Here is a 13985-nt window from a genome sequence, read left to right as displayed (position 1 = left end):
CTATTCCGTCAGGCCCAGCAGCCTGACGACCTCGGGCGACTCCTCGCGGAGCAACGCTTCGATCTTCTCCCAGGCAGCCCACTCATCAACCTGCATGGCAGCCATCCGCAGCGCCAGTCCTGCCGTAGCTGCCGCCTGGGTTGCGGCGCGCACCTCCGGCGGCTGACCTAGGTCTTCCGGCGGGGCCGACCTCGCAGAACCCGCGGTCTTGCGGTAGGCGTCATCGGCCAGGACGCAAAGTTCGTTCACGGCGGGCTCGATCAACTGCCGCAACTGCGCCGGCAGAGTCACCCGCATCTTCGCCACGTTAATGTTGAACGCCGCATCGAGGTCGGTGTCAAACTCCACCGATGCCCTGGCAAGCTTCGTATGCTCGTCGATACCGCGGATCCCGGCCCAGCCACCCCACTGGACCAGCCTGTTCGCCCGGTACACGTACAGGCCCTGCTGCCGGTTCCAGTTCAACGGGCCCGAGAGCCGCTCGAACTCGGCCGGACAGCTGAACCTGTCGCGGGCCGGCAGGACGAACCGACGGAGTGTGACCACGCCTGTTGATCCCGGCGACTCGACCTCGAGGCGCTGCAAGGGCAGCTCCACCGTCGATGATTCATCCTGCGCGAACGGGTCCCAGGCGCGGACCTTCTGACCGTTCACGGTTATCACGACCTGCGGGCGATCGCCCACACCGTCAATGAACCGATGGAACACCATTCCGAGATGGTCGGCGGTCTTTCCCGCGAGCGTGTCGAGACGCCTGCGCGCCCAACCACCCTCCGGCCGCTTCTCAGGAAGGACCCTGTCGAGGACCTGCCATATGACGACCGTCCCAGTCCCCTCCGCGAGCCACTGCCGGGCACGCTGGACCGCCGGCTCCCGGTTCCCGGGATCGACGACGACCCACTGATCCCAATCATCGATGAGGTCGAGATCAAGCGAGCGTGCGCAGGTACGGACCGTCGACTTGGAGCTGCGGCTGACCACCGACAGAACCCTGCACTGCGACAACGAAGCGGTCTTCAGGCCGAGGCCGTACCTTCCAAGATCACCCCGCCGGTACTGCCGCCGTGTACCGAACCGCAAGGCCTCAAGCAACCCTGAGGACGACATCCCCGCGCCGTCATCAGTGATGAACACCCGCGAGTCGGACCCGTCATGCTCGATGAGGATCTCGACACGGGTCGCACCCGCAGCGACGCTGTTGTCGACAACATCAGCAACCGCCGAAGCAAAGTCGTACCCGATATCCCGCAGCGAACCCGTCAGCCGAGCCGCCGACGGAGACACATCGAACCACGCTCTCCCGCTCACTGATCCTCCACCACGTCGTCGGTGGGGACCAGGATGCCACATGCACCGCCAAGATCACGAAATATCAGCCGTGCGTGGCCGGATCGCCAGCCCGTAGGGCACGAACCGCGGACTCGACACGGGTGGCAGCATCGTCAGCATCTTCGTGCTCCCAGACATGCATCGTCACCCAGCCGAGCCCAGCGAGAAGCTGATCTTTCTCGCGATCCCGCTCGACATTGCGTACCAGCTTGGCGCGCCACCAGTCAGCGTTGTTCTTCGGCATGGTCGCATGCGTGGAACAGAGATGCCAGAAACAGCCATCCACGAAGACCGCGAGCCGGATTTTGGTGAAGGCAATGTCAGGCCGACCTGGCAGGCCGCTCAGGTTGACTCGAAAGCGCAGTCCGCGTCGATGCAGCTCCCGCCGTAACCGCATTTCGGGCCCGGTACCTTCCCGCGGCATTCGCCTCAACTGACGCGACGCCGCCGGCAGCGGAGGAGATACAGGGCGACGCGTCCCAGCATCTGCGGGTGACGACGTGTTGCCTAGAGCAACGGAGACATGCTCGGCTTGCATTCACCCATGGTGCTCCAGCAGCCACCGATCTGCCCAGACCGCCGTCTCGGCTCGGACCGATGTTGATCAGCACTACGAAGTGAAGATCAGTCTCGTTCGGTTGGGCACAAGCAATCGATCGTTCGGATGGACTCGCAGCTGAAAACAGGGTGCGACGTGGCCAGTCAGCCCGCCATGATCCGTCGCTCATGATTAGGTGTCCAAGGCCGGGCGTATGACACGAGCGTCCGCCAGCGATCGGGCGAGGTGTGGAAGGGCTTTGCGCATGAATGACATCGAGGTCCCGCCAGACCCGTTCCTGCTGGAGTCCATGCGGGCCGTCGGCTACTCGTTCGAGACCGCGGTCGCCGACGTAATTGACAACTCGATCGCCGCAGACGCTCAGACGATCCATCTCCTGACATCGGCCATGGGGTCAGCCCGAGTCTCGATCTTCGACGATGGAAGGGGGATGGACCGCGAGACGGCGATCTGCGCCATGAAGCTGGCCGCTCGCAGCCCCCGAGAGCATCGCAGTGCCACAGACCTCGGCCGGTTCGGTCTCGGCCTGAAGACGGCGTCCCTTTCGCAGTGCCGGCGGCTCACGGTCGCGACCAAGCAAAATGGTGCAGTCACCCTCCTGCAATGGGACCTCGACCACGTTATCGAGACCGGCCGTTGGCTGGTTCGCGAGCTCGTCGCGAACGAAGCCCGCTCGTTGTATGGGATCGAACTACTTGATGCGGTTGCCGACGGCACGCTCATCTGCTGGGAGCATATGGACCAGCTGGTCCTCACTGAGGGCGATGCACAGTCTGACTTCGACGCCGCGGTCATGAGGGTCAGGGACCACTGCTCGCTTGTGTTCCATCGGTTCGTGACCGGCACAGACGCCCGCCAGATCACCATGACGATCAACGGGAATGAGTTCCCGGCCTTCGACCCCTTCCTGACTCGACATCGTGCCACGGAGATACGCACGGAGGATCTTCGACTCGACGGCATGTCCATCCCCGTTACGGCATACACTCTTCCGTTCGTCGGGAAGCTGAGTGCTGCGGACCGACGACTCGCACTCGCCCCGGGAGGCTTCCGAGACAGTCAGGGCTTCTATATCTATCGTGCCGGGCGCCTCGTCATCTGGGGCACGTGGTTCCGACTCAACCGGAAGAGCGAGATGGGAAAGCTCGCACGCGTTCGGGTCGACGTCCCCACGGCCCTCGATCACCTATGGGTTCTCGACATCAAGAAGTCGTCCGCCAGCCCGCCACGAGAGCTGCGCGAGGCGCTGCGGATGCTGGCCACCGAGTTCATCTCGCCCAGTGCCAGGGTTCAACGCTTCCGGGGACGTAGGCAGAAGGATCAGGATTCGGTAGCAAGGCTCTGGGATGTCATAGTCGATCGCGACACGTTTCGATACGAGCTCAATCGGGATCACCCCGTAATCCGCTCGTTCGCCCAAGGTCTGGAACCGTCGGACCTCGCAACGTTCGAGGTACTGATCGATGCGATCGAACAGACGTTCCCTGTACTAGACGCTTACAACCGGTTGGCGGCGGATGCAACGGTCGCTGAGGTACCGGACGCACTAGCAGCGGCTGTCGCGAACGGCGTCAGACTCCGCCCTATGTTCGAGGAAACGCACAAGACCTTGGACAGCTACGTCACCATGTTCGACAGCATTGAGCCCTATTGCCAGATCGAGGGGTTCCAGGGAGCCCTCCGCAAGGCACTCGAAGCGGCCTAGCCCCTCACCACCGCCGGAGGCAAATATGCAGGACTTCAGCGACCACGAAGTCGTCTCCTTCATCGTGCATCAGTTGTCGCGCGAGTACCCGAACCCGCCCATCCCAGCGGCAGCCGTGGACGAGCGGATCGCCGCATGGCGTTCTAACCCGATGTACGACGACGTTTCGTCCGAGGCGTGGGACAGCATCAGCCTCCATGTCAAGACCAGGGTTTTGATCACGATGGACCCGGGTCAGACGCTTACGGGACGGGGCTATCGCGACTGGCTGGGCGGACGCCATTCCGACATCGAGTGGCGGCGGTGGATTGCGTACAAGCAACTACTGAACCTCAAGGGTTTCGCGCCCGCAGTGCAGACAGCGTTGGACGAGTCCACCAACGAGATCCTCAACTGCATGGGCGACCCTACCGAGTCGGGCCCATGGAAGCGTCGAGGCCTCGTCATCGGCGATGTCCAGTCCGGCAAGACCGCTACGTATATCGGCGCCGTCAACAAGGCGGCTGACGCCGGCTACAAACTCATCATCCTTCTGGCTGGGGGTACCGAGGCCCTTCGGAAGCAGACGCAGTTTCGCGTTGACGAGGGCCTCATCGGTCGCGACTCATCGAAAGCCAACGTCACCGGAGCCCAACTCGCGATCAACCCCGTTTTCGGGGTCGGGTCGTGGCTGAGCAATTTCGTTGCCGCGCAGGGCATGACGACTCAGGCCTCCGATTTCAGGAAAACCTCCCAGCAGGCAACGAACATCGCGATCGACCCCAACACATCGACGCCCTACGTTTTCGTACTGAAGAAGAACAAGACCGCGCTCGAGAACCTCAGGGACTGGCTTGTCGGCCAGCAGATCGGTGCGGCATTGGACCTCCCGATGCTGCTGGTAGACGACGAATCCGACTACGCTTCCGTGAATACGAAGAAGGACGATACACCTACAGTTATCAACAGTCTGATCCGCGAGATACTCGGGACGGTCACGAAGTCCTCGTACCTAGCCTTCACCGCGACACCGTTCGCCAATGTGTTCATTAACCATGAGACCACACAGGAGTTAATCGGCGACGATCTCTTCCCACGCGACTACATCCGCACGATCGACGCTCCGTCCAACTACGTCGGAAGCCACGCCTTCTTCGGCACCGAGGCGGCGGTCGACACCACCCGCCTTGTCGAACTGAATGACGCCGACGACTACTTCCCGGTGAAGCACAAATCTCAACTGCAGGTCTCTGGGCTCCCGGACTCCCTCGTAGAGGCGATTCGCACCTTTATCGTGGCAGTCGCGATTCGCGAAGCACGCGGCGACAGCAGCGCTCGCGCGATGCTCGTGAACGTTTCACGATTCAAGAACGTGCAGGCCCAGGTCCACAAGCTCGTCGAGGCAGAGTTCCAGAAGATGAAGGACGCCATCGAGCTGCATTCCGTCTCGCTCCTGCCGGGTGAGCGACACGCCGAGATCGCCGCGCTGCACGCAACCTACCGCGCCCAGTTCCCGTCGATCAGCGAGACATGGGACGAGCTCGTTCCCATGCTCAAGTCCGCCGTGCATGCCACCTCCGTCCGGCTGATCAACTCAGACCGAGTCAAGCAGGTCGCCGACATCTCCGAGCTCGAGTCCGAGCGGATGATCGCCGTCGGCGGCGACGTCCTCAGTCGCGGCTTGACACTGGACGGTCTTACAGTCAGCTACTTCCATAGGAGCGTCGGTGCTTCGGACACGCTGCTGCAGATGGCCCGATGGTTCGGCTACCGCCCCGGCTACGAAGATCTCTGTCGCGTATGGATGCCCGACGACGTGGCCGACCAGTTCCGCTACGTCGCCGGCATCGTCGTCGAGCTGAGGGCGCAGCTACGCGCGATGAAGAAGCAGGGCCTGACACCGGAGGACTTCGGCTTGATGGTCCGCATGCATCCCGAGACGCTCAAGATCACCTCAACTGCCAAGATGGGGGCTGCCGAGGCACGCCCATGGACCGTGGACATCGCGGGCCGGCGCGTGGAGACGACCTCTGTCGATTCGAACCCCGACATCATCATCAAGAACATGGCCGCAGTGCGCCGCCTCTGTGGCGCGGTCACCGCGGCGGAACCGGGAAGCGGATGGGTCGAAGCAGGCGAGACTTGGCCGGTCCGGCGACGCGTCGACAAGAACCTCGTAGCCGACTTCCTTGATGACTACATCCCGTTCATCACTGACGTGCTGTTCGCGGACAATGTTCTTGCGACCCACGTCCGTAAGTCACAGAGCGCGTCGATGCAACAGTGGACGGTCGCCATCGCGAAAGGAGTCGGCACCGATCTGACCATCGGCGATGACCTGACGATCCCAAAGCCGAAGCGCGCCGTGAAGTTGGGCAAGGCGGTGAAGCGGCCAGGAGCGACGAGCGAGTACGTACCCTTCAAAATCTCCGGAAGCAGCAGCCGACTCGGCGGCTCCACTGATATCGCCAGCATATTCGGGATCACGGCGAAACAGGACCGCCTAGAGCCCGATGTCTACCGAGCGATTGTAGGGCTCGGCCCGGCGATTCTGGTCTACCTGATCGAACCGACATTCACGGCGGGGGGTTCGGGAGATACCGCGACGGCGGCGGGCCTCTGGTCCACCGCTTTAGAGGCGGGCGCGGAGTGCCTTGCCTGCGTCAAAGTTGCGATCCCAGGAACACGGCCCGGCGAGAAGGGAGCCGAGATCAAGTACATGTTGAATTCAGTGGCGCTCACCTCATGGCGCCTTTCGGTAGTCGAGCAGACCGATGTGGACGATCTTGAAGACATTGACGGGGGCGATGATGACTGAGACGACGTTCCCCGATGCTTGGCGATCCCGACTTGTGGCGGGCCAGCTTGGCGTCGTACTCGTGAATGCAAGCCACCCATTGGAAATCTACGTCGGCGCGAACAGCTCCGGCCATCCGCTCCTGCAGATCCGCTCGAAGGTCAAGCCTCCGCTTCCTGAGCTGTCTGAACTCGTGCTGGTAAGCAGACATGAGGCCGACGGCGCTTGGATTCTGTCACTCGCCCTGCAGGATCTGCGCTTCACCGAGATCTTCCTCAGACTGACGTCCCATCTGGTTACCGCCTCGCAGAGTGAGCCGAACGAGACCGAAGCCTGGAGGACGGTCGCCAAAGTCCTGGACGCTTGGAAGAGACTCCTACGTGCGCGCCCGCCAGGGCTGCTCTCACTTGAGGAACTGCGCGGGCTCGTCGGTGAGCTCTGGATACTCCTCAACCGATTCACCACCATCATGACTCCCGCCGATGCCCTCGCCGGCTGGCTGGGCCCAATGGGGGCGCCACAGGACTTCTGGTACGAGGCCTCCGGCTACCACGAGACCAAGTCAATCGGGCCATCCGCCCCTTCCATCAGGATCAGCTCGGCTGAACAACTCGATCAGCCGGACATGGAGTTGCTCGTTCTGCATGTACCGCAAGCCGGCGAGACCGACAGCGGAGCAACGAACCTCATCCAGCTCGTCGAGAGAGCCGAGAACACGCTCAGCGCAGCAGGCGCCGCAGCTGTTGACCTACACCTGCGCCTCAAGCGGCTCGGGGTCGAGATCGAGATGCCGTACTACGCGGACACGTGGTTCACCTTTACGACCTTGGAAACTTTCAAGATCGTCCCCGCCTTTCCAGCCATCAGAGCCAGTGAACTGCCTGCGGGAGTCGAGCGCGTCCGCTACAACCTCGACCGTAGGGCCGTCGCGTCGTTCCTCGTCTCGACCGAGCACCTCTGAGAGAGGAGGCGGCCATATGGAGATCTACGCCTTTCGGGCCGAGCTGCTGAACCAAGCCCAGGTCCGCGGTGCCGCCGAAGGCATCTTCACGAAAGAGGCGTTTCTTGCGGAGGTCGCCGACCGGCTGGCCGATGCCGGCGACATCGAACAGTTGAACATCGCCTGGTTCGAAGGGGAAGGCAAACGCCGGCGAAAGCTCGCGGTCCACGCCTACGACCTCGACGATGCCGACAACTCAGTAGCGCTTGCAGTGCTGCGTTGGGGTGGCGGTGCCGACGTCGGCAAATTCAACTACACCGAAGCAACCGCGACGCTGAGGAGCCTCGAGTCATTCCTCGAAGAGGCGGTCAGTGGTGAGTTCGTGGTCGGCAGGGAGGAGAGCAGCCCCGTCTATCAGCTCGCCGAAGATCTCCGGCGCCGCGGAAATAACGTCAGTCGGTACCGCCTCTACCTGCTCAGCGATCAACTGCTCAGCACCACATCGAAGGTGCTCCCTTCGTCGTCGCTGAACGGTGTGCCCGTCGACTTCCACATCTGGGACATTCGGCGGTTCTTCCAGGTCTCCGCATCCTTGACTGGCCGCGACCAACTTGTAATCGATTTGACGACATGGGTCTCAGGCGGCCTACCAGCCCTTGAGGTGATCGCCTCGTCGGACGACGCTCGTACCTATCTTGCTGCTCTGCCGGCAACCATGCTAGCCGAGCTCTACGACAAGCACGGGAGCCGACTACTCGAGGGGAACGTCAGGTCGTATCTGAGCAACCGGGGAAAGGTGAACAAGGGAATCCGGACGACAGTCCTGTCAGATCCAGCCCACTTCCTCGCTTACAACAACGGCATCACCGCGACAGCGGTCGGAGTGAAAGCTGAGGACGGGCGCATCCAGACCGTTACTGATCTCCAGATCGTCAACGGCGGCCAGACGACCGCCTCGCTGTTCTATGTGCGGAGGGAGAACAAGACCGCACCGATGGACGATGTCTATGTCCAGATGAAGCTTGTCGTCGTCGAGCCGGCGGCGGCTGCCGATATGATCCCGCGTATTTCGCGCTTCGCGAACAGTCAGAACAGAGTGAGCGAAGCTGACTTTTTCTCCAACAGCCCGTTCCATGTAAGGCTTGAGGAGCTGTCGCGCAGAACACTTGCCCCTTCGAAGGCTGGTGTGAACTACCAGACCATCTGGTTCTATGAGCGAACGCGCGGCAGCTACCAGAACGAGCGAAACAAGCTCACACCGGCCAAACAGCGCAAGTTCGACGAGCTGAATCCCAAGTCGCAGATGATCGACAAGACAACGGCCGCCAAGTACGAGGTCAGCTGGGGGATGCAGCCACATCAAGTCAGTAGCGGAGCGCAGAAGAACTTCGCAGCGTTCGCGAATCTGGTTGCTAGCAGATGGGAGACCGCTCCCGATGCTTTCAACGAGCTCTACTGGAAAAACCTTGTTGCAAAGGGGCTGCTGTTCGAGCACGTCCGCACGGCCATCGCCAAGGCCGAGTGGTACCAGAAGGGGTACCTGGCGAACTACGTCACCTACACCGTCGCGAAGCTCGCCTACGAGGTCGGACGCCAAGCGCGTGGCCGCGAGTTCAACCTCGAGAAGATCTGGGCGAGCCAGTCTGTGCCCCAAGCAGTGATCGATGAGTGTCTCGCAATCGGCATCGAGGTGCAGGGTGTTCTCACCGCGGACGCCCGCCCAGTGCAGAACGTGACCGAGTGGGCGAAGAAGCCCGACTGCTGGACAGCTGTCCAGAAAGTCGAGCATTCTTTGTCCCCCGCATTTCTCGCCGAGCTCGACGACCGGATCGTCACCACTGATCGCCGGCGCACCGCGGCATCAATCCAGAAGATAGACACCGGGATCTCAGCGCAGGTAAAGGTGTACGAGATCCAGCCGCCGCAGTGGGTCGCTGTCGAGGAGTTCCTCCGTAGCAGCCGCCAGCTCTCCCCAACCGACGCCTCAATTCTCGACCTCGTAACCGGTCGTAAGCCCGGCGTGCCCTCAGAGGCGCAGTCGAGGCGCCTGCTCGGCCTTCTCCAGAGAGCTGCCGAGAGGGGATTCCGAGGAGACGACTCCGTCGACTAGAGAGCCAGAGCCGTAGGGGGTCCGGAATGTCTTCGCTGATTCAGGGTTCGCTGACCGGTTCGTCGACTGCACATCCGACCGGCTCAAGACCACCGTCGAGATCGCGCAGGCCCACCGAGTTCACGCAAACGCTCTCATAGCCCTTCTGTTACATGTGATTGAAACTGGGGTGAGGATCTTGTTGAAATTGGGCGAGGTTTTATCTTTTATGACCGATTCCGGAAGACGATCGGCGGCATGGTGGAACTTCGAGTTCCCCAACAATCGAGGGGCCAGCGTTCGGCCGTCTCAGGATCTGTTCCGCTTCGATGTCGAGTATGACCTTGACGATGACCTCGATTCATCAGAAGGCCTGACCTCCGAGCAGGTGGAACAGAAGTTGATCGAAATCGCAAATAGTCAGCCATTGGCCTGAAAGATCCGACCTAGAGCTCACGGGGCTGTAGACCGGCTCAGATGCCCCGGACCCGGCTGCCGTACAATGAACGTACCTATGTTTCGGCGAAGTTCCGTCCCCGGACGGCGCCCGAGATGAATCTGAAAGCGTTTTCGCAAGCCCCGGCCAAGGGCCGCCGTAGCGTTGTGGTATCGCGAACTTCGCTGCGCCTGTGACTTGGCACTGCGCACCGATCTCGAGCGATATCCGCGATTTCTTGCACACGTCTGAAAATCGGGTCAGAACAAACCGAAGGCAATTGGGTATTCCGGCAGCTCATGCCAGCTCGGGTCATCGGCGCCGCGCCCGCCAGGTCATTAAGCCCGACCCCCAACTGATCACCCCGCACGTGATCCATGGGTGATCGACAGTCCTGGCGTGAGCTGTCATCCGTCAGCGTTGGCTGACACTACGAGACCATGACTGCGCAGGCAGGGGTAGCAAGAGATGGGACTGAGCAGCACCACAAAGGAATGGACGACAGCTACATCCGCGGACTCTCAATCTGCTGGTTCCGGGAGGGCGCCGACGCGCCAGCTAGACCGCGAATCGAGCGGACACCCGCCGGCGCCTCGCGAGAATCTTCACGGCGAGCAGCTATCGCCACGCTGCAGGGGTATTTCGGTCGCCTTCACGCGGAGACTGACATAAGGCCGGTTATAGAACTGTCGACAGATCGCCGCCCCGTTGTTTCGGGCGTTTCGTTAGCTTCTGTCCGACGGAGAATGGCCGCAACATTTTGCTTCGATCCTCGTCGGTCCGCCTCGCTGTAGGTCGATACGGCTCGTCCCGGCTTTCTCCGACCGTTACGCCTCGGGGTCAGCCATTGACGGCCGATCGGATTCGTCGTTCTCGAGACGCGTCAGCTCAGCGCGCGCGTTCTCCATCACCGCCGCCTGTTCCTCCGGATCGAGACCGCCGAACCACTCCTTGTAGCGCAGAGCGGCGTCCGACAACGGCTCGGCGTAGGCGTCGCTGCGGGTGACGGCTCGGATGTCGATCCTGCCGTCCAACAGGTCACGAGCCATCTCCGCGAGTTGATCGCCGCCGGCACCGCCACGCAGCTTGACGAAGCTCTCGTGTACTCGCTTCGCAAGCTCCTTGCTGCCGAGCATCCGCTGTAGATCGCGGCTCAGCGCGCCATCCGGGTCGCTCATCGCGCCGGAAGACTAAAGCCGGTAGCCGGAAGAGGATGGTTCGACAGATGCCCTACCTGAGCGCTCGCGTCGATGACGAGACCGAACGTGCCGAGCACGGCCGTGCCGCCAGCGTTGATGATCTGCGAAACTTTGTTGATCTTGTCGAGGATGCGGACCACCATCAAAGCCGCCGCGCCGTACTCAACCACGCCGACCACCGCGCCAACCCCGGTGGATGAAACCGCCGTGCCGGTGGCAACCAACGCTGCGGCGATGATCGCCTCGTCCGCGATCGCTTGAATCAGATTGCCGAGTTGATTGGCGAACTGCCACGCGCCGGTGGCTGCGAGGTGGTAGCTCTCTTGACTATTTTGCAGCGGCGTCGATTGACTGCTCATCGCTGCCGCGAGATCGGAGAAGTACATCCACGCGGCGTCACCGGCGTTGCCGTCCCACGACTGATCCAGCGTCAGCGCCCCTTGTTGAACCTCAATGCCGGCGTCTTGCATGAACCGGGCCAGGTTGCCCATCGCGTCGCCGAACTTCCACAGCGACTCCCAATCACCGGACAGCCACTCGGTACACCACGCGAGCGGATCTTGACCGGAGATGGCCTCGATGGCCTTGCACGCCCACGCTGTGGGGCTGACGTAGTTGAACAGGTCGAGCGGGTTGACGAAACCATTCGTCATGCTGTCGTCCGGCGGACCGGGCGCGACGAGATGGCTTGTGGGATCACTCATGGCGTCACCACGTCGTCGGCGGAGGACGGTGTTCACGGTCGTACGGCTCGTGATTGAGCGGAGGCCGCGCGACTACCGGATAGCTCGCGTCCACCCTGGCGGCCGCGTCGGTATCGGAGCGCTCATAGGACGCCGCGATGGCCCGCATGCTGCCGTCGGAGGCGTCCGCAACCTCAGCAAGGTGGGTCAGCATCTCCGTCAGCGCGTCCATGTAAGTCCGGTGGTGCGGGATCAGGTAACCGATCAGCCCGGTTTCCTGTGCGCTGAACGTGCCGTTGCTGTTCACGTAGCTGCGTGCCGTTGTGGCGTACTCCCGCATCGTCTGCAAGCGGGAGGCGTAGGCACGCAACGCCTCCGGATCGACTTCGAAGGTCATCTAGCTTGCCCCGTTCTGCATCTGAGCTATCGCGACGAAGCTGCCGATCCCGATCACCAGGCCGGCCACGCCGTAGATGGCCGACTTGACCCACAGACTGCTGACCTGTTCCGGATCGTCGGACCGCAGCAAGCGGAGACTGATCACGGCACCGGGCACGAGCGCACAACCGGGCAGCAAGATCATTGCCCAGCTGAGCGGATTGACCTCGGCATCGCTCGACGCCAGCAACACGACGCCGGCCACGAGGACGATGACCCATACGCCGGCCAGGAGAAGGACGAACTTGCCGACGACCTTACGTAGCCGTACCGCCGGGTCTTCCACGTGCGTTTCCCTTCGAGCCGGGTTGGCCCGACCTTACCAAGTGCATCCACCAGCGTGGGTACCCGTGAAGCAACGACGAGCGCCGATACCTGACCGTCTGTTTTGCACGTCTCAGTGCGCGTCGTCTTTCGGAACGGCGGACGTCGCGCGTCGAGACAACTGGGCCCGCCGGGGCGTCGATCGGGCGCACTTCCTCCGTCAGGACCTGAATGCGACTTCGCCGTCCCGCGTCAGCGGTCTTGAAGATCGAAGTCAACATGCCCCATAACGAAATAGGGTCGGGATGGTCACAGAGTGGTAGAAGACGATCACCACGCAGGCAGCATTTTGTGCATTTCCGCAGGCTGGCAGCCTGATGATCATCCGAATCCTCGTTCTGATCCCCGGAAAGATCCATTCCGTATGACGATTGGGGGCGCTAGCGCCCATCGCCAGTATGGAAAGGACGATGCGGGGCATGTGGGGACAACGAATGGGGCCATTTTACTGATGGGAACAGATAAAGAACAACCGCAATCGCGAAAGCAGCGCGAGTTGCGAAGTTCTGCCCGACCGGGGCAGAGCGAGCCGAGCTCGGCATCAGGCAACACAAGCGCCCGGCTAGGCTTAATCGGGGTGATCGCAGCGGCGCTGATTGCAATGCTGGGCGGAATCATCGTCGCAGTCATCAATGATGACGATGATCCAAAGCCACCAGCAAAAGCCACTCCGACTTCTTCGGCTTCGGCTTCGGCTTCGGCTTCGGCTTCGGTCAGCATCACCTTCACTAAACCGACCGGTACGCAGGTCAAGCCGGGAACCGACGTACCGTTCGAGGGAACAGTGCGAGGCCTCGCCTCCGGCCAGGTCGTATGGCTGCTCTCGCGGACACCGAGTTCGAAGTCGCTCTATTACATCGTCGGCACAGAGCCAATCGTTAAGCGCGATGGGGGGTTTGATGCCACCGCGTTCAATCTTGGCGACGAAACGGACCTCGGAAGCTATAGGACATTCTTCGCTGTTTTGGCTGACGCTGCATGCTCCGAGGTCATTTCCGCAGGAATTGATGAGAAACCACGAGCTGTGGCCAACCTCGTAGATTCTTGCAAAATCGTAGATCCTACTATCAAAGTTTTCTTCACGCCTTAACAAGGCCGGGGCGCGGCAAAGCTGTGCTTTGCTGCGCCCCGGCGCACCTATCACGCGCTGTGCTTGATCGCACCATAAGGGTGCTTCTGGTGCGCGCCCGCAGGGTCCAAGATCAGCTGAGCTGGCCCACGACGCGCGCTATCTGCGGTGACATGAGAAGGCACCTAGGCAGGGGTATAGAGCTCGGGTTAGGAGGAGCAGGAGAGCAGGATCGAACTGAGCAGGTTCGCACGGGAGCATTTGCGCGCCTCGATCACGCCACGAAGAGTTGAACTGGGCTTATGCCACGCCGCCGGGCGATCCGTTTGGCCCCCGGCCGGCGGCGGGCGCAGCGTTTCGCAAGTGCCCGCAGACGGAAGGCCGCACTCGTGCCGCTTGACCTCAAGTTTGGGTGAGGTTGCACGATGGCTGTATGGC

The 13985-nt window shown here is 61.8% G+C and carries 12 protein-coding genes; 6 read left to right on the top strand and 6 right to left on the bottom strand.

Features of this window, described 5'->3' with window-relative positions; translation table 11 throughout:
* A complete protein-coding gene (locus tag AB0M20_RS00440) occupies positions 1-1308 on the bottom strand; it encodes an ATP-binding protein (RefSeq protein ID WP_364291318.1) in 1308 nt (435 codons plus the stop codon).
* Between the two features lie 64 nt (positions 1309-1372).
* Positions 1373-1762: a very short patch repair endonuclease gene (locus AB0M20_RS00435; RefSeq protein WP_364291368.1), complete on the bottom strand. Its 390-nt coding sequence runs from the start codon at positions 1760-1762 to the stop codon at positions 1373-1375.
* A gap of 370 nt (positions 1763-2132) precedes the next feature.
* On the opposite strand from AB0M20_RS00435, the gene AB0M20_RS00430 reads away from it, so the two are divergent.
* The 5 genes from AB0M20_RS00430 to AB0M20_RS00410 all read left to right on the top strand — a co-directional run bounded on the left by AB0M20_RS00430 (position 2133) and on the right by AB0M20_RS00410 (position 9834).
* Positions 2133-3593: an ATP-binding protein gene (locus AB0M20_RS00430; protein ID WP_364291315.1), complete on the top strand. Its 1461-nt coding sequence runs from the start codon at positions 2133-2135 to the stop codon at positions 3591-3593.
* Positions 3594-3618: 25 nt separating this feature from the next.
* Positions 3619-6390, top strand: coding sequence for a Z1 domain-containing protein (locus tag AB0M20_RS00425; protein ID WP_364291312.1), 2772 nt, complete (start codon positions 3619-3621; stop codon positions 6388-6390).
* The gene (locus AB0M20_RS00420) at positions 6347-7330 is read left to right on the top strand and encodes a PD-(D/E)XK motif protein (protein WP_364291309.1); all 984 of its coding nucleotides are present in this window, start codon (positions 6347-6349) and stop codon (positions 7328-7330) included. The genes AB0M20_RS00425 and AB0M20_RS00420 overlap by 44 nt, the downstream gene beginning before the upstream one ends.
* 16 nt (positions 7331-7346) lie before the next feature.
* On the top strand, positions 7347-9419 hold the full coding sequence (locus AB0M20_RS00415) for an AIPR family protein (RefSeq protein ID WP_364291306.1): 2073 nt from the start codon (positions 7347-7349) through the stop codon (positions 9417-9419).
* A 208-nt stretch (positions 9420-9627) separates the two neighbouring features.
* On the top strand, positions 9628-9834 hold the full coding sequence (locus AB0M20_RS00410) for a hypothetical protein (protein ID WP_364291303.1): 207 nt from the start codon (positions 9628-9630) through the stop codon (positions 9832-9834).
* Between the two features lie 827 nt (positions 9835-10661).
* On the opposite strand, the gene AB0M20_RS00405 is transcribed toward AB0M20_RS00410, so the two are convergent.
* The 4 genes from AB0M20_RS00405 to AB0M20_RS00390 are packed head-to-tail and all read right to left on the bottom strand — an operon-like array spanning position 10662 to position 12440.
* Positions 10662-11012: a hypothetical protein gene (locus AB0M20_RS00405; protein WP_364291300.1), complete on the bottom strand. Its 351-nt coding sequence runs from the start codon at positions 11010-11012 to the stop codon at positions 10662-10664.
* The gene (locus tag AB0M20_RS00400; RefSeq protein ID WP_364291298.1) at positions 11009-11737 is read right to left on the bottom strand and encodes a hypothetical protein; all 729 of its coding nucleotides are present in this window, start codon (positions 11735-11737) and stop codon (positions 11009-11011) included. Before AB0M20_RS00400 ends, AB0M20_RS00405 begins: the two co-directional genes overlap by 4 nt.
* A gap of 4 nt (positions 11738-11741) precedes the next feature.
* Positions 11742-12113: a type VII secretion target gene (locus AB0M20_RS00395; protein WP_364291295.1), complete on the bottom strand. Its 372-nt coding sequence runs from the start codon at positions 12111-12113 to the stop codon at positions 11742-11744.
* A complete protein-coding gene (locus AB0M20_RS00390; protein WP_364291292.1) occupies positions 12114-12440 on the bottom strand; it encodes a hypothetical protein in 327 nt (108 codons plus the stop codon). It lies immediately after the preceding gene.
* A gap of 294 nt (positions 12441-12734) precedes the next feature.
* Between AB0M20_RS00390 and AB0M20_RS00385 the strand changes: the two genes are divergently transcribed.
* Positions 12735-13568, top strand: coding sequence for a hypothetical protein (locus AB0M20_RS00385; RefSeq protein WP_364291289.1), 834 nt, complete (start codon positions 12735-12737; stop codon positions 13566-13568).
* Positions 13569-13985 lie beyond the last annotated feature (417 nt).

Source organism: Actinoplanes sp. NPDC051633 (genome assembly GCF_040681735.1).
Taxonomy (GTDB): Bacteria; Actinomycetota; Actinomycetes; order Mycobacteriales; family Micromonosporaceae; genus Actinoplanes.
The sequence above is the reverse complement of the archived record's forward strand: the minus strand, read 5'-3'. Positions and strand labels throughout refer to the sequence as shown.